We start from the raw sequence: 21,538 nt of genomic DNA, 5'->3' as shown, positions 1-21,538 counted from the left end.
GGGAATCTTCGCGGAAGATTTTTCTTTTTAGCGGATTGGTCGATTGCAAATTATCCAAACTTTATATCCATATTGATCATCAGATTTCAATTTAGTCAATTATTGACCAGTAAATGAATCATAAGCCTTATATAGTCATCATGGCCGGTGGAATCGGTTCAAGATTCTGGCCATACAGTAGGAATAACAAGCCTAAACAGTTTTTGGATATCCTTGGAACAGGTAGGACATTGCTTCAAATGACCTATGATAGGTTTATTAAAATTTCAGACAAGGATTTGTTCTATGTGGTTACGAACAAGAAATATTTTGAGATGGTTAAGGAGCAGTTACCGGACATTCAGGAACAACAGATTTTGACTGAGCCGCTCAGGAGGAACACTGCTACCTGCGTGGCATACGCCTGTTATAAAATTGCACAAAAGGATCCCGAAGCCAAAATTATTGTTACTCCATCAGATCACTTGATCGTTCAGGAAGACAAGTTTCAGGAAAAGATAAATATTGCTTTATCGGCAGCTGAAATTGATTTCAGGTTAATTACCATTGGAATCAGGCCAAATAGGCCCGAGACGGGCTATGGTTATATTCAGTACATATCTGATCCGGGGAACCCTGTCAAGAAGGTAAAGACTTTTACCGAAAAGCCAAACATGAAACTGGCAACAGCCTTTTTGGAAAGCGGGGATTTTGTATGGAATTCAGGCATGTTTGTTTGGAAAGCCAAAAGTATAATTCATGCATTTGAAAAATACATGCCCGAAGTTGCTGAAGTCTTCGAGGATGGAAAGCAGTTTTATGATAGGACCGAGGAGGAGGCGTACATTCAAAAAGCTTATTCATTGGTGAAAAATGTTTCCATTGATTATGGTATAATGGAAAAGGCAGATGAGGTTTTTGTGGTGATGGGTGACTTTTCATGGTCGGATTTGGGCTCTTGGTTAAGCCTATATGAAACAAGAAACAAGGATGCAAACAATAACGTTGTAGATGCAAATGCCATACTCTATGAAACAAAAGATAGTTTTATAAAAGTGAGTCCAAATAAACTCGTGGTCATTGAAGGGTTGGAAAATTACCTTGTAAATGAAAGCGAGAATGTTTTGATCATCTGTAAGTTGGATACGGAAAGGAAATTCAGGGTTTTTGTAAATGATGCCAAACAAAAAGGAGAGGATTTTGTATGAAAGGAATGGATGAAATTACTATTTCAGATGCACAGGAAATGGTGGATCATTGGATCAAAACAGTCGGGGTGAGGTATTTCAATGAACTTACCAATACGGCCATACTAATGGAAGAAGTAGGGGAGTTGGCGAGAATTATGGCAAGAAAGTACGGAGAGCAATCCTTCAAGGAGTCCGACAAAGGGAAGGACCTCGGCGATGAAATGGCAGATGTGCTTTGGGTATTGATCTGTCTTGCCAATCAGACAGGGGTGGACTTGACTGAATCTTTGAAAAAGAACTTTGAAAAGAAGAATATTCGGGACAAAGACAGACATATTAATAATGAAAAGTTAAAATAAACTTTTTTGAATATTCTCAGTTTGGGAAGGATGAAAAAGGAACATTTGCCTACCAAAACCTGTCCTGTTTGCAATAGACCCTTTTCCTGGAGAAAGAAATGGGAAAAAAATTGGGAAAATGTAAAATATTGTTCTAAAAAATGTGGGAGTTTAGCAAGGCAAAAAGTACGATTAAAAGATGAGAAACCCGATGGATTTTAATCCACCGGGTTTTTTTATTTAATAATCAAAATCACAGGACATATCTTCAGAACCAATTGGTGCGCCATCTGGAATTGAAAGTTCTACAGGAGTGCTCAGTTTCTCAGGTAAATCCAAGAATGCAATGATTTTATCGGCAATGTATTGGTCAAAATTGTTTTTGAGTGAATTTCTAAGACCTGAAGGATTAGAGGCTAAAGTCCTTGATCTAAATTGATTTCTGGAAGGATTGTCAAACAGAAAATCTTTCAGTTTTTTTCTTACTTCTGCCTTGACTGAGCTTGAGGCTTGGGGATGATTGGCTAATGCAATCATATGATCTACCAATTTTGCCTGAGTCATGCGCTTGATTTCACCTTCATAGGTTTCATTAGCATTTTCACCAAATACAGATTCAACAGTTTTATCAAGAACCTGAGTAAATGATGGCAGATTACTTTGAAATAATGCCTGTTGATGTAACCTATTTGCTCTTCCAGCTTCAAAAAGTAATCCAAAAACCATTTCTACTACATTCTCTGCAGGTGCTAAGGGATCAAAATTAAGCCCATTTCTGGAAGGGAATGTTTCTCTGTTTCTTGTATACCCCATAGGTCTTGGAGGTAATCTGTCCAGAATATGTTCGGGGACAGCCAGTTCTTTTGGATGGATAGCTTTTAACAAGGAGGTAAAGGCCCGATTTTGTTCGTTATCTTCAATCCTAGACTGTATCCTTTGGTTGTCTCCTTTAACTTTGTAAGTATAATCCAATCCGCCGATCAATTTGGCCGTTGCCTCCAATTGATACCTGTGCATAAGATACAAGGGTACAAAAACTTCTTCCATAAGAGCTTCAGGCTGGCCATCTTCAATGCTGTTGAGACCAAATGATTCCATTTTCTTCTTTCTAATTGCCATTATCCTATTCAGTTCTTGACTGGCAGATGTACCATTGTCCCATAGGTGGGCATGTGGATGCGAGCTACTTGGATGTCTGGAATCTACATCCGAAATAAATGTATGCCCCGCACTGTAAGTGTCCTCAAGGATTTTACTCAGGTATTTTTTCTCATTCTCGCCTTGGGGGATTGTAGCATATCCATACTTGACTGCCCATTTGTCCCAGTCACCGATTTTGTCATCATAAGCTTCTGATAGATCAATATTCCCGCTTTCGTCCATTTTTATTAGAGGATAGGGATAATCCATTACCGAAGCTCTGTTTGTCGGAGATGAAGCGTAAGAATGAGCAAGACCTATCGTATGGCCAATTTCGTGTGCTGAGAGTTGCCTCAGCCTGGCAAGAGCCATTTCCAGCATTTTAGGGTTTTTAGGTTTGCCTTCTTCAAATGGCTGTAATAATCCTTGGGCAATTAGAAAATCCTGTCTAACACGTAATGAACCTAGGGTGACATGTCCTTTGATGATTTCTCCTGTTCTAGGATCACGGACTGACGAACCATATGACCAACCTCTTGTGGAGCGATGTACCCATTGGATGACATTGTAGCGAACATCCATTGGGTCCATATCCTCAGGTGCAAGTTCTACTCTGTATGCATTCTTGAATCCGGCAGCTTCAAAGGCTTCTGCCCACCAATTGCCACCTTCCAGTAGAGCTGACCTTACTGGTTCTGGAGTGCCACGGTCCAAATAGTAAATGATTGGCTTAACCGGTTCTGAAATCGCCGCATTTGGGTCTTTTTTTTCTAACCTATGCCTGGAAATAAATTTCTTTTCAATTGGCTCACCAATTGGACTTGTAAAATCCATATAGCTGATATGAAAATATCCGGACCTTGGGTCAAATTCGCGCGGCTGATAGCCTTTATCAGGTAATTCTATAAATGAATGCCTTTGTCTTACTGTGACAGATTCTGGAGAGGGTGTTACAGATCGGATGTATCCTCCTGTAGGTGTACCCGCAACCGTTACAATGGCTTCCACCTCTGTATTTTTAGGGAAGTTTTTGGTCATAGGGAAATAAAGCGAGCTTCTCGAAACATCTGGTTTGTAACTTCCCTGTCTGGAGCTTCCCAGTTTTTCTGATACCATGTGGGCATCTTGGAGGAAAAAGTTTGTCGCATCGACAAGGAGTTTGCCATTATCATTCTGACTGATATCAAAACCCCAAATCACAGATTCAGCAAAAGCATCTTTAACGGCTTTCACTTCAGAAGGGTTGTCACTATAGGCCCTGAAGTCATAATTTTTATGAACAAGGAGTAGCTTATTTCCAGCTTTTCTAAATTCAACGATCCTGGTTCTTCCAAGCTGGCCCCTGTCCAATCCAATATCATTTGAACCTATTCCGGCAGGCATTGAATTCACATATAAAAATTCAAAATCCAATTTGTCCACTTCCAGGTAAATTTTCCCTTTTTCCTCATCCGTGTAAAATGTGAAAAATCCCTCCTTTTTATTCATTTTACTTTTATCAATCGCCTGTGCAATTACCCCTTCGGCAATGATGGAAGTGAACAAGAAACTTAATAATATTATATTTTTCATGATCTGGTGGTTTTGATTTTTGAATTTATCAAAAAGCCTTTTTCCAAAACAACCGATGGTGGAAATTATCTGTTGAATTGATAGCGCAGTTGAAAATTCGTTTCCGTAATGGTGTTTCCCCTAATTTGTTGCAATCCGGAACCTATGATGTCCCTGTCAGTGTAAATCGTCTGTGCAAATCTTAGCCAAAAAGTGAGTTTCCTGTTTAATCTGTATTGTGTCAATAAATAATAGCGCATTCCTTGGCCATGTAATGCGGGAATAGAGAAAAGCCAAAGTACATTTCTTTCATAGAGAAATTGTCGGTTATCGAAATCATCGGTATCAAAGAGTGAAATTCTAGAGGAAATTCTCCACCTTTCAAAATCGGCATTCAAATCCTGACTGATGGCAAAACCTTTGGTTATTTTTCCGTCAAATTTAAAGGTACTGGCACTTACCCTGGATTTTAGACTCCATATTCGATCCAACTTATGATCAAGATTGAAGATGAAATTGTTTTTTATACCTTGATCAAGTCTATAGGTAGACTGAAACCCATTATAATCACTTACATTTCTTGATTTGCTTTCATTTCTTACCTGCATAAAAATGACTGTATTTCTCTTGGGCCGATAGGTAAAACGGCCAAACCACTCTTCCCCATATGAGGGGGAGTAGACCCGGAATCTCAACCATGGAAAATGAAACCTGTCATAATAAAATGAAAGATTATACCGGATATTGGGTTTAAAGTTCAACCCCATATACATGCCTCTTTCGTTTATTGGCCGAGTTCCTTCTCCAAAAGCATTTCCATAGAAAGTGTGAAAATTTCTGGAATAATCCCTCCACAGTAGAGAAAAGGAAAGTTTGGGGTGAAGACTGCTCATCATTCCCATTATGCTTCCCATTCCACCGCTTGCAGATCGAGCTGATTCACCAAAAAAGTAATAATTCTGAATATTATAAGAAAAATAAATGCTTTGGATATGGTTATTTTGGCCGCTGAACTCAAATTGATTGTAAATTCTAGGATTCCTTAAAAAAGGTTGACTGAATTGCGTGTAAAGCCCATTTATCCCCATTTGAAAATTCTTGTTTTTGCTTTGATAGTGTAAATTTCCACCTAGATTCTTTTCCCTAGCCCTGTTTTTATACCTGATCTCAGTGGTTGTTCTATGAAGTCCACTGCTCTGTAAGGACGTGATTATGGCAGTTTCATTTTCAAGAGTGTCTGATAATACTTGAAGGTTAGCATCCCTTGGGGCATGAGAAGCCATAACTGTAATTTGAATTGGACCGGCTTGATAGGTTCCCGCTGTTCCTCTGAAAAAGCCGAATTCCAAAGCTGCAGTATAAGGCCTGATCCCAAAACTGCTTCTTCTTACCGTAGTAATTGTTTCAGCTCCTTTTCCCGCAGAGAATCCCGCACCAAATACAAGTCCCTGACCAAATTGCATTTGGAAATCTCCTATCGTTATTGCTTTCCAATTCCCCCGGTTGTACAATGTAAAATGATAGGATAAAAAGTTGAATCCATAGCGTTTGGTGGATGGATCCCAAATAAACTGCTCACCGGGATCTTTATCAATAGTAAAGCCTAAACTGAAATCTTTGCTTTGTTGAATACGGAATCGCCCATATAGGCTGTTCGGATCTCCGAGATAGCGACTTGTTAAATTTCCATTGGATAAGGTGTCAGGAGGAGTAAAGCCCCTTCTCGTTTCCCAAACCCTTCTATGTCTAAAAATGAAATAACCGTCCTTGGCATTCCCTATCCGATTCCAAAGAGAGGCATTCGTCTTGTTTCTTTCTTCCAATATAACGAAAGGAAGTAATCTGTAGATTGTTTCCAAATCAAATTCAGGAATAGCCTGAAGCTCATAAATGGACAATAAATCCCCGAATTTTTTTTTGTATTCAAAAAAATGATTGATTTGATTAGGGTTAAGGATAAAAATAGATTTCAGTTCTTCGGGATTAGTTTTGTTCAGGTTGATCGGATTGAGTAGAGTTTGTAGAAGCCCTTCATAAAGATCCTCATAGTCCATTTCTTCCCTTTGCATACCAAATATATCTTCTATGAAGTTCTCAATGTCAATTTCACCCTTAGGAATATTTTGCCCAAGACTGATTTTGAAGCAATCAATAAGTAGCAGGAATAGAATATAGAATCCGATCTTATTCATGCTAAAAAATTGCTTTGTATTGGACAGATGAAAATATGCGTAACCGGTAAGCATCTTGATGAGTCACACTATTTACAATTCCCGATGTCATTTAGAAAGCCGGATGTTGGTTGAAAAATGATGGGTAAATCCCAATGTCGGATGCTGTGTCATGGCATAGTCTATCTGAATGAGCTTTCCATGAAATCCAATACCAAAAAACAGGGACCGGGTCGAGGAAATCATTCCGCTCCGTCCCCATACTTTATTTAGAAAATTATACTCAATTCCCATTTTAATTATAGGATCCAGTAGAATGTCTTTTTCAGCTTCAACTTGAAGGGATACTTTTTCTGAAGGCCTATACGAAATACCTGCTTTGACTACAGTTGGCAGGTGGTCACTTGAAAATCTTCCATATTTGGCTCTTGTGGGATTGTAAATGTGTGCCCCAAAAAATAATTCAGGGCTCAATTCCGCTACTCCACCTAATTCTAATACCGCAGCTCTTCCCGTTCCAAAACCTTCAATGCTTGTCTGAAAATAATTTACTTTTACTCCTAAACTAGCGATCCCCAAATGATTGGAAATCCCGATTCCCAATTTACTTTGGGAAAATATATCTGAACCGAAGGTTGAAACACCAAATCCAAAAGCGGCATTGTTTTTCTTAAGAACAGCTGCAGCTGCCAAGGTGGTCAACTCCTCAATGTCCAAGCGGTGGTCAAAAGCAAATATTGCCTGAGAATATTCCAGACGACTTAAGCCACCAATATTGTTGAAAAAACTCCAAGAATCATGCAAAGTAACATGAGCATTTCCCATACCCATACTTCTTGCCCCTCTTGGAAAAGTTTCAATTCCAGATTGTGCATTGACCGAATGGACGCTATTAAAAAAACCTATGATAAAAATCAGCCATCTCATAAAAATTAATAGATGATCAGGCTAAAAATACTATTTAAATATAGGGTTACTGCAGTGATATCCGGATATAAACGGATAATTTATCTCAATTAAAAAGGAGCCCTGATATTAAAGAAAAAAGCGCGTTCATTTTGATTGTTTATTGAGTATTCCAAACGGAATACCATATCATATAATGTTACCAAGTCAATACCCAGGCCATATCCAAACAGGTATTTATTGGTTAATCTCAAGTTTTCTGGCAATCTGTTCTTATCATTGACAAATCCATGGTCATAATTGGCGCTGATATAAAATTTGAATGGAAAATATGAAAACTCATCTCTAGGTACATAGTTGGAAATATCAAATCCAAAATCAAATAATTTATATCTTAAACTATTTTTATGGACGAACAACTGTTGCCCTTCAATCACATTTAATTCATAACCACGGATAAAGTTAGGATTGTATCCTATTCCCCTTACCAGGGTGTAGGGTTGGTTTTGTGCAAAAAAATAGTTGAATGAAAGGCCCGAAGCTACATGGAATTTGGAATTTAAACGCTTGTATTTATTAGCATTTAATGTGAATTCTAGATCATTTACATCATTTCCAGGTAACAACCCATATCTTGTCAACGTCAAGTTCAACAAATTCCCTTCTGTTGCATAGGCAATATTATCTCTATTGTCATGCCTAAAATTATAGCTCATCATGAAGAAATTGAGCCTATTGTCCCCATGGATAAAGTAGTTTGGATTTTGTGAAAAAACATCATCATTGATACGCGTATTGGTATAACCCAAAGTCAAAAAATGGAAATTATAATAACTTCCTCTGTATGTATATCTGAGGAAAGCGGAGGAGTTTCGCCTTAAGACATCTTCATTCTCATTTCTATAGAATACCTGCCTGTTGTTTTCCGATCTTACCGGAATTGTTTTTTGGGTAAAATAAGTGTATTGTACAGCCAGTCCATGTTTTTGTTTTTTATCGATGTAAGGTTTACTGTAAAGAACTTCAAATGCTCTCACAAACCCCCACTGACCTCCAATCCGGAGTTTTTCATTCCTTCCTCCGACATTGTTATGAATCAATCTTGCCCCGAAATTCACCCTGGATAAATCTCTGTTCTGATTGGTCCACCATTCTGCTAAGTTCCTGTCTGCCAGATTAAAAATTAAATTGGGAATGATGTACCATCTTTCTGTTACTGTTACCAAAAGTTCGATTTGTTCTGGGCCTGTAAACAGGGGTGTAATTTCTACATTGTTGAACAACTGGAGGTTGTAGATTTTTTTCTTATCTGATTCAATGGTTTGTATCAGTTCTTCCCAATCATAATAAATAGCAGTTTGCAGGTCAATTTCTCTGAGGATGATATTCTTTTTCGTTTTTTCATTCCCGATAATATAAATGTTATTGATCAAAACCCTTTCAGGAGCGATGTTCAAAATGGGTTCCTTTGATTCATCCTGAGCTAAATTATCCAAATTGTTACCGATAAAAACCAGTAAAAAAAGTCCGAAAAATCTATATGACAATGATATTTTCAGCAAATTTTTGTTTCCTAGGATATGAAAATGAACTTTCAGAATTTTTTTAATATTATAGAATAAAGCCAGCAAAAGATTGAAGAACATCATCCGAAAAATCGCCGTATTACCCATCCTTTTTTATCAATATTTGATTTCACCTTTATTTCCCCCCACCTGCAGATACAATCCCACTTGTAGTCAATATTCCAAAGAGGCAATAATGAAACATGGAGTTTTAAAGGGAGGTTGGCTGGCAATAAAGAGAATTGCCAGCTGTAACCCTTGGGGCGGGCATGGCCATGACCCAGTTCCTTAACCTTGCTTGGGTTTGAGTCCTTTTTTCCAGGCAAAGAAAATTAGAATTATTCCTCCGATAACCAAAGGAATACTCAGGGTCTGCCCCATATTGAGGGAAAGTCCATCCTCGAAATCCACCTGATTCTCTTTCAGAAATTCCCAGACAAACCGCATACCAAAGACAGAAATGAGGAATAATCCCAAGAACAATCCATCAGGTAATCTTGACTGGTACTTTTGCCATATTCCTAACAAAATAAGGAAAATTATAAAATAAGTTACAGCTTCATAAATTTGGGTAGGGTACCTGGCTATCCCAAAGGTATATATTGTGGCAAGGTAATGGTCACCCTTATCAGTAAGGTCAAAATTCAAAGGTGTTTCAGGATTTTCAGCTAAGTATTTCTGTGAACTTCTGTATTTGGTCAGAACATATTTAACATCAGACTCAAGGGCTGTTCTGAGATCCACTTCCCTATATCCCCCTTTTTCTATCTTAATATCAAAATTAACCGGTACAATTCCATTACCTCTCAGCTCGGAATTTCTGTCCTCTGGCTTGTAAGCTTTTACATCGGTGACAGGAATCCTCAAGGTTTCCAGCACTTCTTCAGTATCTCTTGCAAAAACAAATCCACTATCAGAATCTGTCGCTTTTCCTCCAATTTCAGAATTCATCAGGTTGCCTATCCTGATCATAGCTCCCGTCATAGCCACCACAATAACTATCCTGTCCACTACCCAAAGATAACTTTGGCCAGGAACCTTTCTTGAATACATGTATAAGGCTAGCAAGATGGCAATAGCAGCACCATGGCTGGCCAATCCCCCTTCCCAAACTTTAAGAATGTCAATTGGATTACTTAAATATTTCTCGGGTTCATAAAACAATACATGTCCCAATCTTGCACCAATGATGGTGGCCAAAACCATGTAAATGGTCAGTTTATCTACCAACCTTTCATCATGCCCTTCTTTTCTATAAATGTAGAACATAACTTGCTGGGAAATAATGAAGCCCAAAGCAAAAAGAAGGCTATACCATCTCAACCTTTCAAAGCTTGGGAAAACTGCTGGATTCGGGCTCCAGACAACATAGCTTAAAATGAAATCTATCGTGTCCATCATTTATTGATTATCCAAAGGATGTGAAATTACCTTTTTTTAGTAAGTATCCAACTCTTTTAACTCTTCTTCATAAGAACCTGATAGAATTGGGAACCTGTACCAGGTTTTGGGATCCACATTGAATTCGTCCAAGTGGAAGGAAGGAGCCAGTCTTTCCCTTTTCCATTGGTTCCTTGACCATAACCTGAAAAATTTTTTAACATATGATTTAAGCAAATCATTGTCAATTGCAAGCTCATCTTTGAGGATAAGATAAATATCCACGGGAGACCTTCTGTCTCTGATCGCTAACTTTTCGATTTCTACAATCAAAGCATAGGGCATCAAATCTGATTCGTCCGTCTGTTGGTTTTCCAATGGACGAAGTTCTGCTGTAGGCTTCAGGTTGTTTACCATTTTAAGCCCTGTATAGTTTAAATGGCTTTCTGCCCATCTCAACCAATTGATTATAAAATATTTGTCAACAGCGGCGATAGGGGAGATGCTACCACTGGTATCACCATCCATAGTTGCATACCCCACATCACCTTCACTTCTATTTGATGTACTTAAAAGTAGGGCATTTTTTAGGTTGGCGAGAAGCCAAATAATGGGAGACCTTGCTCTGGCCTGAATATTTTGAAGCGCAAGGTCATCTTTTTCCCAGTTAAGTTTTCTTCCTATCGCTTTTTCGATTTTTTGGGTATAGCTTTTCACTTCTTGGGAAATTTCCCAGTTCAAAAATTCAGCGCCAATACTTTCTGAAAGGGCCTTTGCACTATCAAAGGTTGATTTTGAAGAATTTTCCGAGGCCTGATAAGCAGTTGTCAGAATTTGTCCTACTATTTCTTTTTCTGGATGGGAAGATTTTGGAGAGAAATCAAGGTTGATTTTTCTTAAGAAATTATCTACGCCCAGTTCTTTAATACCCCTTTTGACCATTTCGGCCACAATAATAGCTATAGTGGAAGAGTCAGCACCACCGCTCAATGACAATACAAAACCTTTGCTTTTGCTTTTTCTGAGGTAATCAAAAAGACCCAAAGCAGCTGCCTGTACAAATTCTTCATTTTTGTTCAGTGAAGTTATTATAGGCAGATGAGATTCTGAATCCGAATCGTAGTCAAAAGTCTTGACTTGAAAATCCCTAAAAGAAAGTAGTTGGTTTTTAAGCAGGATTTCTCCGTTTCTGGCAACCATAATTTCCCCATCAAAAATCATCCTCCCACTTTCATTTCCTAAAAGGTTGATATAAAAGTAGGTGACATTGAAAATTTTTGAACTTTCACATATTAGTTCTTCTCTCTGTAAGGTTTTTCCCATTGCAAAATGACTTGCACTGGGGTTAAAAATAATGTCAACCTTTCTGTCTTTAAGTCTGTAGCCAGGCCTGATTTTGCCTCTCCAGGCATCTTCACATATCTCAAAACCATATTTGATGCCTTTTTTTTCAAAAATCATATCTCCCAGTGGTACTTCTTTTCCAAAAAAATCAAACTTTATAAGCTGATGGGCTTCCCAGGGAGTAAACCAGCGAAACTCATAATGTACGCCATCTATTGCCATAAACTGTTTGGCCACAAAGCCTTTCAGTTCGGAATTTTCAATGATAGCCATACAGTTATATACCTTTTCATGAATTCTCACAGGCAAACCTACAGCTACTGTAATGTCTTCACAATATGGGAGAATTTTCTCCAGTTGTTTTAGAGCTTTTTGTGGATACCAATAGCTCAGGTAAAGGTCTTCACTACCATAAGCAGTGATGGCAAGCTCGGGAAAACACAGTATTTCAGCACCTTCTTTTTTAGCTTCTTCTATTGCAGATAATATATGGTTTAGATTGCCTGTCCAATCAAGTGGGGTTTGATTGACTGTGGCGCATGAGATTCTGAGCGTGGACATATTATTTGTTAAAACAACAAAACATTAAAACCAAAGATACTGTTCTAGATATCTAATTTAAGTATCTCACAGGCATTTTTAGAGGCATCCTGTTCAGCTTTCTTTTTGGTAGATCCTTTGCCTTCAGCGATAACTTCCCCCTCTACCAACAAATGAACATGAAATTCCTTAAAACGCGGGTTTCCCGAAACTGAAAGGGTCTGAAAGTCAACATCTTTGTTTTCCTTCTGTGACCATTCAATGATTTTACTTTTGAAGTTGGAAGTCGTAGTGATGATTCCGTCCACATCAAAGTGAATAATAATACGCTTCAGGATAAATTTTTTGCAAAAATCATATCCTCTATCCAAGTAGACGGCACCTACTATTGCCTCCAAAGTGTCACCATAGATAGATTTATGTGCACTTAGATTTTTTCCTTTAAATTCTTTCTCTATGATTTTTGAAAGGCCAATTTTGATGGCAATCTGGTTTAAAGCTTCTCGGTTGACCATCCTTGATCTGGTTTCGGTCAAAAAACCCTCATCCCTAAATGGGAATTTGTTAAAAAGAAACTCTGCTACCACGGCCCCTAAAATTGCATCGCCCAAATACTCCAGTCTTTCATTGGAGATCTTAAGTCCATTGACTGTGTCTTCTGCTACTGAGGTGTGCTTCAGAGCAAGCTTATAAAGGGATAAGTTAAAAGGCTTGCTCCCGACCATATGTTTTATGGCAGAAGCAAGCCTTTTTTCAGATTGATTATAAAATACTGACTGTAATCTGAGTAATCTGGACAGTCTCAATTTACTGGCTGATTTTTTTGAAAATGACGGAAGCGTTATGACCGCCAAATCCAAAAGTATTACTTAATGCAGCATTGATTTCTCTTTTCTGAGCTTTATTGAAAGTCAGATTCAATCTGCTATCAAAATCTTCATCATCAGTGAAGTGGTTTATTGTAGGAGGTACGATACCGTTTTTAATTGCCAGTATAGAGGCAATGGCCTCAATGGCTCCGGCAGCACCTAACAAGTGCCCTGTCATGGACTTGGTACTACTGATGTTCAGATTGTACGCATGTTCTCCAAAGACTTTTTGGATTGCTTTGATCTCACTGATATCTCCCAACGGTGTGGAAGTACCGTGAACGTTGATATAATCTATATCCTCAGGTCTCAATCCTGCATCCTCAAGTGCATTTTTCATAACATTTCCTGCACCTTCTCCGTCTGGATGTGGGGCAGTCAGGTGGTAAGCATCAGCAGACATGCCGCCTCCGACCATTTCAGCATAAATTTTTGCACCGCGTGCTTTGGCATGCTCGTATTCTTCCAAAATCAAACAACCAGCTCCTTCGCCAAGTACAAATCCATCTCTGTCTTTATCAAATGGCCTAGAGGCTGTTTGTGGAGAATCGTTTCTTTGTGATAGTGCCTTCAGGGCATTGAATCCTCCAACACCTGCTTCGGTGACAGTGGCTTCAGTCCCACCGGTTACAAAAATATCTGCTTTACCCAGCCTGATATAATTGAAAGCATCAATGATCGCATTTGTTCCAGAAGCACAAGCGGATACTGTGACAAAGTTAGGTCCTTTAAATCCATATTTGATGGAAATGAACCCTGCACAGATATCGGCGATCATTTTAGGAATGAAAAAAGGATTAAATCTTGGTGTTCCATCTCCTTTGGCGAAGTCTGTGACTTCGTCCTGGAATGATTTCAGTCCACCAATTCCCGACCCCATGATCACCCCAATCCTGTTGAGATTGGACTTCTCCAGGTCAAGACCTGCATCCAGTATAGCCTGATCCGCAACGACCAAACCCATCTGGGTGAAAAGGTCCATTTTTCTGGCTTCTTTTCTGTCGATGTGCTGATCGATATCTAGACCTTTGACCTCACAAGCAAATTGGGTTTTGAATTTTGAGGCATCGAATCTAGTAATAGGCGCAGCGCCGCTTACGCCATTTGCCAAACCGTTCCAATAATCTTCAACGGTATTGCCAATTGGCGTAAGGGCACCTAAACCTGTTACTACAACTCTTCTTAAATTCATAAATGAATTTTAAGTGATTATTTATTTTACGTTAGCTTCCAGATAGCTGATAGCCTGACCAACAGTGCCGATTTGCTCAGCTTGATCATCCGGAATAGAGATATTGAATTCTTTTTCGAATTCCATGATGAGCTCTACTGTATCCAGAGAGTCAGCACCAAGATCATTAGTGAAGCTAGCCTCAGGAGTAACTTCAGATTCTTCTACGCCCAACTTATCAACGATAATGGCTTTTACTTTTTGTGCAATTTCAGACATTTTTTGATCAGTTTAAATTTAAACACTCCGCAAAGAAATATATTTAATGGCTTTTTGCCAAAAAAATAACCTAACTAAATTCAAGAACTGCCCAAAGCAGGCTGAACTTGGAGGAATATTTCTAACTTTGTTTCGCATTAATTCTTCCTTTTAATGAAGAAAACAAAGTTACTAGTTGAACCCGAATATGAATTTGAACTCCTTGGATTGGTGGCCCCTATCAAAGATTATAAAATGGCATGGGTGATCAATAATACATTAGGGTTGAAATTGGTCAGGGTATGTGACTTTGAACCGGATTTTCTTAATCAGCCACAAATGAAAATTGCCCAGTTTTTGGAAGAAAAGGAGCATGGTTATACCCAATTATTAAAAAACAGATCACTACTCGAAAGTAGGCAAACCTTGTATTTGATACCCGAGTTAAAGATGGTGGACTACTTTATGCTAATTCAGGATATGACCTTCGAATTGAATTTAAATACGTATATTGAGCGCCTAAGTGAGGTGAGATATATCCAAAACGTAATCAAACTTGACGTCTCTAAATTAAAATCAAAGGAAAATCTACTAACCTATTAACACAATTATTCAATGAGTATTGCACTTTACAACAAGACAAAAATTTTAGCAACAATAGGCCCCGCATCCAATAATTATGATACTTTGCTAAGCTTGGCAAATGCCGGAGCCAATGTATTCAGATTGAATTTCTCCCACGGAAGTCATGATGGACATGCAGAAGTGATCAACATCATCCGAAAAATAAACAAAGAAACAGGGTTGAATATTGGGATTTTACAGGATTTACAAGGTCCCAAAATAAGAGTAGGTGAGATCGAGAATGGAGGCGTTCAGATAAGTCCTGGTCAAAAAATCACCATCACCAATGAACCTTTGATTGGAAATGCTGAAATCGTCAGTACTGTTTACAAAAACCTCCCCAATGATGTCAAATCAGGTGATAAAATTCTCATAGATGATGGTAATATAGAGTTGGCCGTGAATAACACTGATGGGAAAAATGTTCGTTGTGTAGTTATTCACGGTGGAGTTTTGAAGTCCAGAAAAGGCATCAATCTCCCCAATACGAAAGTTTCTGCCCCTTCTCTGACTGAAAAAGATATAGAGGATCTGGAATTCGGTCTTTCCCAAGATGTGGACTGGATTGCTTTATCTTTTGTCAGGACTGCTGACGATATCAAAGACTTAAGAGAGAGGATCAAGAAATCAGGCAAGGATTGTAAGATCGTAGCCAAAATCGAAAAACCCGAGGCACTTAAGAATATTGATGAAATCATTGAGGCTACAGATGCCATTATGGTCGCCCGTGGTGATTTGGGTGTAGAAGTTCCAATGGAGACAGTTCCATTATGGCAAAAACAAATGGTGGCCAAATGCAAATTAAGCTGCAAGCCTGTAATCATTGCTACCCAGATGTTGGAGTCAATGACTACCCATCCAAGACCAACCAGGGCTGAAACTAATGACGTTGCCACAGCTGTATTAGATGGCGCTGATGCTGTGATGCTTTCTGCTGAAACTGCTTCAGGTCAGTTTCCAATCAATGCCGTTAAAGCAATGAGCAGTATTATCAATTACATTGAAAACAACCATGATGTATTCCATCACCTCTACAAAATACCAGAGGATGATCCGAATTTTTACAGCAAGAATCTTACTTTGATGGCTGCAAGGCTTTCTAGAAACGTTAAGGCTAAAGCGCTAATAGGAATTACCAGTTCCGGAATGACAGCCCTACGCCTAGCTTCCTTTAGACCTTTGGCTAATTTGCTTGTATTTACCAGAAATAAGAAATTGATGACCCAGCTGAGCTTGGTTTGGGGAGTTAGAACATACTTCTATGAAAGCAATGTTTCCACAGATGCTACCTTTATGGATATCCAAAATCAATTAAAAAATGATGGATATGTAAAGCCAGGGGAAATAATAATCAATACTGCAAGTATGCCTTTGAAAGCAAAAGGAAGAACCAACATGCTTAAAATCCATGAAGTCGAATAATTAAATCAAGTTAAAAATAAATGCCAGGGTTTTCATCCTGGCTTTTTTTATTCATTGGTAGGACCTTTTGGGGTAACTAGCAAAACATTTTCTTTGTCCACCATAACTGCACCAGGAGGAGTGCCTTTTACTTTCCTTACAAATTTTACGGAGGTATAGATGACAGGTGCCAAAGATTCATTCTTGTATTTGGAGTAAAACGCAGCTAGCTCTGCAGCTCTTTCCAGAACTGTTTTTGGATAGTTCAGACCCGATCGGAACTTGATCAGCACATGGGACCCTGACACGTCCTTTGCATGTAACCAGAGATCTTCTTTCCAGGCATACCGACGAAGTAATTCATCATTGGCCTTTGCGGATTTTCCAACAAGTACATCAAAGCCTTCAACTTCAAACCTTTTGTAAGGAACCTGTTCTTCTTTTACTTTTTGTTTTTCAAGAAGCTGCTTTGATTTAACAAATTCTTTCAATTCACGGAAATTGTTGACCTTGGCAAGTTCATCAAGCCAATCCTCCAATTGAAGTAATATTTCTTCTTTTTCCTCAAGGTTTTGATAAAGCTGGTCCAGCTCTTTCTTTCTGTTTTTGGATTTCCTGTAAAGATTTTCTGCTACTTTCTGAGGAGATAAACCTCTTTTAAGCTTTATTATTTCATCCTTATTGGTATAAAAGTTAAAAAGAACTATTTCCTCTACCTCGTTACTTATCTGATGGAGATTGGCCATGATAATATCTGCAATCTGCCCCGGAGAAGTTGCTGATTCCAGTTCCTCAAGTTTTTCTGTTGTTTTTTGAATATAGGCCTTGGTTCTTTTCTTTTGTTCCTCAAAAGATTTTTGCCATTGGTTTTTTTCCTTTTCAAAAGCCTGAATGACAACTCTGTATCTAAAAAGTTCATTACATGCTTCTACAGGGTCAGAGCTTTCAAAAATTGGATTCTCAGCTGGAAGCAATGTTAAATTAAATTCCTTCTCTTCTCTGATTATGGCATAATGTGGAACATTGAGCATATCCATCAATTCCTCCATTAAACTCCATTTTGACTGAACATCAGCCTCAATATACCCTTTGTTTTTCAACCAATCTCTTGGGATTTTTCCCAAAGTAGGCAAAAATTTTGAAGCATTACCTTCCAATGCTTGGAAGTGCCCAACACTAAGATCTAATTGTACATCAATTTCGAGCAGGTTTATGTTCCAATCATCTTTCAATTCATTTCTGAATAAAATGGAAGGAAAAAGGGAATCTTTTGGATAGAACAGGACATTGCTTCTTGTGCCATGAAGCTTGAAAACCAAACAATCTCCAGATAATAAATCGATTCTTAAGGCCCGTTCAAATTGAAATACCTTGATGCCTTTTATTTCCTGACCAATGATTACCGGGAAAAGAGAAATTGTATTTCTCTTGCTTCTCTTAAATTCTAAAGGAAAGGAAATGCAGGAAATAACAGGTAGGAGATTTGCTCTAATGTACATTTCACTATCAATTTTAGTACATCCGATAACAAGTTCATCTTTGTTTTGGGAAAAACAAGTAATGATGCGCATCCCCTGAAATCTTTTGTCGAGTTCAGGACACAAAAATCTAAGGAAATGATAATTGAAATGCATTAGTCGATATGGATCTTAAGTCCATCATAAGCCAGCCTGATGTGAGCTGGGAGATCTTTTTCAATTTCCTGGTGTGTACCCAGTTTATGACTGACATGGGTAAAATATGCCACCTTAGGTTGGATGATTTCTGTTAGCTGGATGGCCTCATTCAAAGTCAAATGGGAAATATGATGGCTTTTTTGAAGGGCATTTAAAACCAGTACCTTACTGCCCTTGATTTTTTCGATCTCTTTCCTTTCTATGTGTTTTGCATCAGTAATATAAGTGAAATCCTGGAATCTAAATCCAAATACAGGAAGTCGATAATGCATAACCTCAATAGGAGTTACAATAATTTCTTCAACTGAAAAAGGATTGTTTGTAATTTCATTGGGAACTACAGAAGGTACACCAGGGTATTTAACTTCATCAAAAATATAAGAGTATTCCCTTTTGATTTGGTTTAGGACCTTTCTTGACCCAAATATAGGCATGTCTTTTTTTTGGGAGAAATTATATGGTCTGATATCATCCAATCCGGCAGTATGGTCTTTATGCTCGTGAGTAAAAAGCACAGCATCCAGTTTATTGATTTTTTCTCGCAACATTTGGATGCGGAAATCGGGACCGGTATCTACTACCAGGCTTTTCCCATCTATCTCAAGGTGTATAGCACTTCTTGTTCTTTTATCTCTAAAATCCAAAGAACTGCAAACAAGACAGTCACAGCCTATGACCGGTACGCCCTGTGATGTTCCCGTGCCTAAAAACGTTACTTTCAAAGCTTAAGTTCTGTTTGCTGAAGTTCAGTCAGAAGTGCCTGTATTTTTTGGTCTTCAAAATCATTAGGTTTCAAACCCAGCTCTTTGATGATATCCAATAGCGCATTGATCTTTCCGTCCAGAGTGTAATATTTATTGATTATTACAATTTTATTTTCCTTTAGAACACAATAGCCGGATTTGAAATTTCCCTTTTCGTACCTCAAAATATACTCAGAAGCCGCAAATATATTTTCCAGCTTATCAAGAAAGTTTTTGGTGTACTTGACAATCATGTTAGAACCTAGGTCAAATATTTCTTAACTGTAGCCAATAAATGGTCATAATCTAATGGTTTTTGGACATAATCATTAAGACCAGCTTTTTTGAAATCGTCCATTGTATAATTTTTGTAGTTTCCTGTAATGGCTACAATTGGAATTTTTGATTTCTTACTATCTGGGAGGGAACGTATCACTGTTGTGCATTCAATGCCGTCCATTATTGGCATATTAATATCCATCAGAATCAGATCAAAATCTTCCTTGGATAATTTTTCAAGAACTTGCTTACCGTTTTTTACCGCAGTAATGTGGTATTTTTCAAACATTAATACGTTTTTGGTAAGATTGATGATTACAGAACTGTCTTCAGCTACCAATATTTTTCTCGTTGGCGTCATGGATTAAGGTATTCTGATGAATGATATTGCACCTTAAAGGTTTCAAATAAGGTCTTCAAATATATATAATCTTTTAAAGTATTGTCAAAATTGCCTGATTTTATGTTTCTTTCAAATGTTTGGGAAAAATTATACAATTGCATAGCACCCAAAGTTCCTGAGTTTCCCTTGATAATATGTAACTTCTCACCGATTCCTGGGAAATCACCATACTTGATCAAGTATTCAATTTCATCCAATAGTTTTTCTGTTTCAGAAATGAAATCATCATAAACCACTTTTATGTTGGCTATAGAATTGAATTTCAATAGTTTGATTAAAATGTTGTTGTCAATTATGGCAGCTTCCCCCAATTGATTGATAGATTGGCTACTATAAGCTTCGGAGGCATCAGATTTTTTTATTAGGTCGTTGATAGTTTCAAGCAGTTGCTTTGGTTTGATTGGTTTGGAAATAAAATCATCAAATCCGGCTGATAGAAAGTATTCTCTGTCTTTGTCTTCTGCAAATGCCGAAACTGCTACTATTGGAGCATTGCTGAGCTGTCTTTCTTTGATGGCTTTTAATGTATGTATTCCATCAAGTTGTGGCATTTGAATATCTAGCAGAATCACATCGAAATGGTCGCTTTGAAGCTTTTCTATTACTTCTTTACCGTTTTCTGCTAAATCAAACTGATAAACTTGACTGATTATATTTTGAAACACCCTCCTGTTTAAGGCATTATCGTCTGCAATTAGGACCTTTTTGTTTTTCATCAGGTTTTATTGATAATTTTGGAAGCAACTAATAATTAACTCCTAAGCCGAATTGCGTAAACAAAACAAATATCTCATCATTGTAGTCGGTCCTACGGCTGTAGGTAAGACTTCCCTTTGCCTAAAATTAGCTAAAAACTTTCAAACAGAAATTATTTCCTCCGATAGCAGACAATTTTATAAAGAAATGCTTATCGGGACAGCAAAGCCTAGTTTAGAGGAATTGGCTTTGGTCAAACACCATTTGATTGATCATAAATCCATTTTTGATAATTATGATGTAAAGGATTTTGAAAAGGACGCTTTAGATGCGCTAAATGAAATTTTCAAAAGACGTAATTTGGCCATCATGACAGGCGGATCTGGCCTTTTTGTAAATATTATATCGTATGGGATGGATGAAATACCTGAAATAGAACCACAGATTAGAGCTGGGGTAATTAAATCCTATCAGGAATTTGGTTTAGAATACTTACAAAATAAGTTAAAAGCAATTGACCCTACTTATTATTCTGAAGTAGATATCATGAACCCTCAGCGTTTGATGCGGGCAATTGAGGTCAGTTTAGGAACAGGTAAACCCTATAGTTCTTTTAGACAAAAAAAGAAAACTGATCGGCCATTTCATATCATAAAAATAGGGTTAAACAGAGACAGAGCTGAATTATACGAAAGGATAGATCAAAGAATGGACCTTATGATTGATCAAGGTCTTTTTGAAGAAGCAGAAAAGCTGTTTCCCTATAGGGACTTAAATGCCCTTCAGACGGTAGGATATTCAGAGATTTTTGGGAGCTTGAAAGGGGAATATGATAAAGTTGAAGCAATCCGACTTTTAAAGCGGAATTCCAGAAGATATGCCAAACGACAACTGACATGGTTTAGGAATGATCCAGAAATTACCTGGTTCCATCCGGATCAAGAGCAGGAAATATTTGATTTTGTAAGGGCAAAAATTGTAGATTTAAATTAATAGGGCAATCAATATGGTTTATGTCCCATTAGGGTTGCAACAAAACTATATGGTTTTTTGGAGATGAGCTTGTTGAATTGTGATTTTAGTAGTTTTATCTGTTGGTAAGGTCTCCTTACTTTGTTTTCGAAAGCTTCAAAATCATCCTCTTGGAGGTTTTTCTTTACTCTTTGATATATCTCGGAAATGTAATCAGGTTTGATGGCTTCATTGGATTTCAATGAATCATCAAACTCCTTTAACCCCTCTATCATTTTAAATTGGAAATCCTGAATTTGTATTTTTTTTGATTTCAAAGAATTGTTTACAGCCATAATAAAT

At 37.8% G+C, this 21,538-nt stretch carries 22 protein-coding genes; 7 read left to right on the top strand and 15 right to left on the bottom strand.

All coding sequences use genetic code 11. From position 1 onward, the window contains the following. Positions 1–113 precede the first annotated feature (113 nt). The 3 genes from CLV48_RS19080 to CLV48_RS19070 are packed head-to-tail and all read left to right on the top strand — an operon-like array spanning position 114 to position 1,729. A complete protein-coding gene (locus tag CLV48_RS19080; RefSeq protein ID WP_106568890.1) occupies positions 114–1,187 on the top strand; it encodes a mannose-1-phosphate guanylyltransferase in 1,074 nt (357 codons plus the stop codon). A gap of 5 nt (positions 1,188–1,192) precedes the next feature. After that, on the top strand, positions 1,193–1,528 hold the full coding sequence (locus tag CLV48_RS19075) for a nucleotide pyrophosphohydrolase (RefSeq protein WP_211299979.1): 336 nt from the start codon (positions 1,193–1,195) through the stop codon (positions 1,526–1,528). A 30-nt stretch (positions 1,529–1,558) separates the two neighbouring features. Continuing rightward, the gene (locus CLV48_RS19070) at positions 1,559–1,729 is read left to right on the top strand and encodes a DUF2256 domain-containing protein (protein ID WP_106568889.1); all 171 of its coding nucleotides are present in this window, start codon (positions 1,559–1,561) and stop codon (positions 1,727–1,729) included. A gap of 18 nt (positions 1,730–1,747) precedes the next feature. Here CLV48_RS19070 and CLV48_RS19065 read toward each other — a convergent pair whose 3' ends face one another. The 4 genes from CLV48_RS19065 to CLV48_RS19050 all read right to left on the bottom strand — a co-directional run bounded on the left by CLV48_RS19065 (position 1,748) and on the right by CLV48_RS19050 (position 8,822). Beyond that, positions 1,748–4,219: a zinc-dependent metalloprotease gene (locus CLV48_RS19065; RefSeq protein ID WP_106568888.1), complete on the bottom strand. Its 2,472-nt coding sequence runs from the start codon at positions 4,217–4,219 to the stop codon at positions 1,748–1,750. 65 nt (positions 4,220–4,284) lie between these two features. Beyond that, positions 4,285–6,390 (bottom strand): ComEA family DNA-binding protein, encoded by a 2,106-nt coding sequence (locus tag CLV48_RS19060; protein WP_106568887.1) that lies wholly within the window; start codon positions 6,388–6,390, stop codon positions 4,285–4,287. An 87-nt stretch (positions 6,391–6,477) separates the two neighbouring features. After that, positions 6,478–7,296 (bottom strand): PorV/PorQ family protein, encoded by an 819-nt coding sequence (locus CLV48_RS19055; RefSeq protein WP_170069059.1) that lies wholly within the window; start codon positions 7,294–7,296, stop codon positions 6,478–6,480. Between the two features lie 89 nt (positions 7,297–7,385). After that, positions 7,386–8,822 (bottom strand): BamA/TamA family outer membrane protein, encoded by a 1,437-nt coding sequence (locus tag CLV48_RS19050; RefSeq protein ID WP_425430718.1) that lies wholly within the window; start codon positions 8,820–8,822, stop codon positions 7,386–7,388. An 88-nt stretch (positions 8,823–8,910) separates the two neighbouring features. Here CLV48_RS19050 and yidD point away from each other — a divergent pair, with 88 nt between their 5' ends. Next, positions 8,911–9,132 (top strand): membrane protein insertion efficiency factor YidD, encoded by a 222-nt coding sequence (gene yidD / locus CLV48_RS19045; RefSeq protein WP_106568886.1) that lies wholly within the window; start codon positions 8,911–8,913, stop codon positions 9,130–9,132. On the opposite strand, the gene CLV48_RS19040 is transcribed toward yidD, so the two are convergent. The 5 genes from CLV48_RS19040 to CLV48_RS19020 are packed head-to-tail and all read right to left on the bottom strand — an operon-like array spanning position 9,129 to position 14,423. After that, complete coding sequence (locus CLV48_RS19040) at positions 9,129–10,238, bottom strand: prolipoprotein diacylglyceryl transferase (RefSeq protein ID WP_106568901.1); 1,110 nt, start codon at positions 10,236–10,238, stop codon at positions 9,129–9,131. The genes yidD and CLV48_RS19040 overlap by 4 nt on opposite strands. 39 nt (positions 10,239–10,277) lie before the next feature. Beyond that, positions 10,278–12,125, bottom strand: a complete 1,848-nt coding sequence (gene nadE / locus CLV48_RS19035; protein WP_106568885.1) for an NAD(+) synthase — start codon at positions 12,123–12,125, stop codon at positions 10,278–10,280. 44 nt (positions 12,126–12,169) lie between these two features. Next, entirely contained in the window at positions 12,170–12,910 is a 741-nt protein-coding gene (rnc, locus tag CLV48_RS19030) for a ribonuclease III (protein ID WP_106568884.1), read from the bottom strand. Position 12,911: 1 nt separating this feature from the next. Continuing rightward, positions 12,912–14,165 (bottom strand): beta-ketoacyl-ACP synthase II, encoded by a 1,254-nt coding sequence (gene fabF / locus CLV48_RS19025; RefSeq protein ID WP_106568883.1) that lies wholly within the window; start codon positions 14,163–14,165, stop codon positions 12,912–12,914. Positions 14,166–14,186: 21 nt separating this feature from the next. Further along, the gene (locus tag CLV48_RS19020) at positions 14,187–14,423 is read right to left on the bottom strand and encodes an acyl carrier protein (RefSeq protein ID WP_008629501.1); all 237 of its coding nucleotides are present in this window, start codon (positions 14,421–14,423) and stop codon (positions 14,187–14,189) included. Between the two features lie 153 nt (positions 14,424–14,576). Between CLV48_RS19020 and CLV48_RS19015 the strand changes: the two genes are divergently transcribed. Together CLV48_RS19015 and pyk are read left to right on the top strand one after the other, a co-directional pair. Further along, positions 14,577–15,005 carry an IPExxxVDY family protein gene (locus CLV48_RS19015; protein ID WP_106568882.1) on the top strand — a complete coding sequence of 143 codons (429 nt, stop codon included), beginning with the start codon at positions 14,577–14,579 and terminating at the stop codon, positions 15,003–15,005. Between the two features lie 12 nt (positions 15,006–15,017). Then, positions 15,018–16,448, top strand: coding sequence for a pyruvate kinase (gene pyk / locus CLV48_RS19010; RefSeq protein ID WP_106568881.1), 1,431 nt, complete (start codon positions 15,018–15,020; stop codon positions 16,446–16,448). 47 nt (positions 16,449–16,495) lie between these two features. Here pyk and CLV48_RS19005 read toward each other — a convergent pair whose 3' ends face one another. From CLV48_RS19005 to CLV48_RS18985, 5 genes are all read right to left on the bottom strand, one after another. Beyond that, positions 16,496–17,926: an NFACT RNA binding domain-containing protein gene (locus CLV48_RS19005; RefSeq protein ID WP_342748309.1), complete on the bottom strand. Its 1,431-nt coding sequence runs from the start codon at positions 17,924–17,926 to the stop codon at positions 16,496–16,498. A 134-nt stretch (positions 17,927–18,060) separates the two neighbouring features. Continuing rightward, a complete protein-coding gene (locus CLV48_RS19000) occupies positions 18,061–18,825 on the bottom strand; it encodes an MBL fold metallo-hydrolase (protein ID WP_106568879.1) in 765 nt (254 codons plus the stop codon). Beyond that, positions 18,822–19,100: a hypothetical protein gene (locus tag CLV48_RS18995; protein WP_106568878.1), complete on the bottom strand. Its 279-nt coding sequence runs from the start codon at positions 19,098–19,100 to the stop codon at positions 18,822–18,824. The genes CLV48_RS19000 and CLV48_RS18995 overlap by 4 nt, the downstream gene beginning before the upstream one ends. A gap of 8 nt (positions 19,101–19,108) precedes the next feature. Next, positions 19,109–19,486, bottom strand: a complete 378-nt coding sequence (locus CLV48_RS18990; RefSeq protein WP_106568877.1) for a response regulator — start codon at positions 19,484–19,486, stop codon at positions 19,109–19,111. Beyond that, complete coding sequence (locus CLV48_RS18985; RefSeq protein ID WP_106568876.1) at positions 19,483–20,244, bottom strand: Hpt domain-containing response regulator; 762 nt, start codon at positions 20,242–20,244, stop codon at positions 19,483–19,485. Before CLV48_RS18985 ends, CLV48_RS18990 begins: the two co-directional genes overlap by 4 nt. A gap of 52 nt (positions 20,245–20,296) precedes the next feature. Between CLV48_RS18985 and miaA the strand changes: the two genes are divergently transcribed. After that, the gene (gene miaA / locus CLV48_RS18980; RefSeq protein WP_106568875.1) at positions 20,297–21,217 is read left to right on the top strand and encodes a tRNA (adenosine(37)-N6)-dimethylallyltransferase MiaA; all 921 of its coding nucleotides are present in this window, start codon (positions 20,297–20,299) and stop codon (positions 21,215–21,217) included. An 8-nt stretch (positions 21,218–21,225) separates the two neighbouring features. Here the strand turns inward: miaA and CLV48_RS18975 are convergent, their stop codons facing one another. Then, the gene (locus tag CLV48_RS18975; protein WP_245889615.1) at positions 21,226–21,531 is read right to left on the bottom strand and encodes a hypothetical protein; all 306 of its coding nucleotides are present in this window, start codon (positions 21,529–21,531) and stop codon (positions 21,226–21,228) included. Positions 21,532–21,538 lie beyond the last annotated feature (7 nt).

The sequence above is a fragment of the Cecembia rubra genome, assembly GCF_003014575.1.
GTDB classification, from domain to species: Bacteria; Bacteroidota; Bacteroidia; order Cytophagales; family Cyclobacteriaceae; genus Cecembia_A; species Cecembia_A rubra.
Note: the sequence above shows the minus strand (reverse complement) of the source record. Positions and strands in the feature narration are given on the sequence as shown.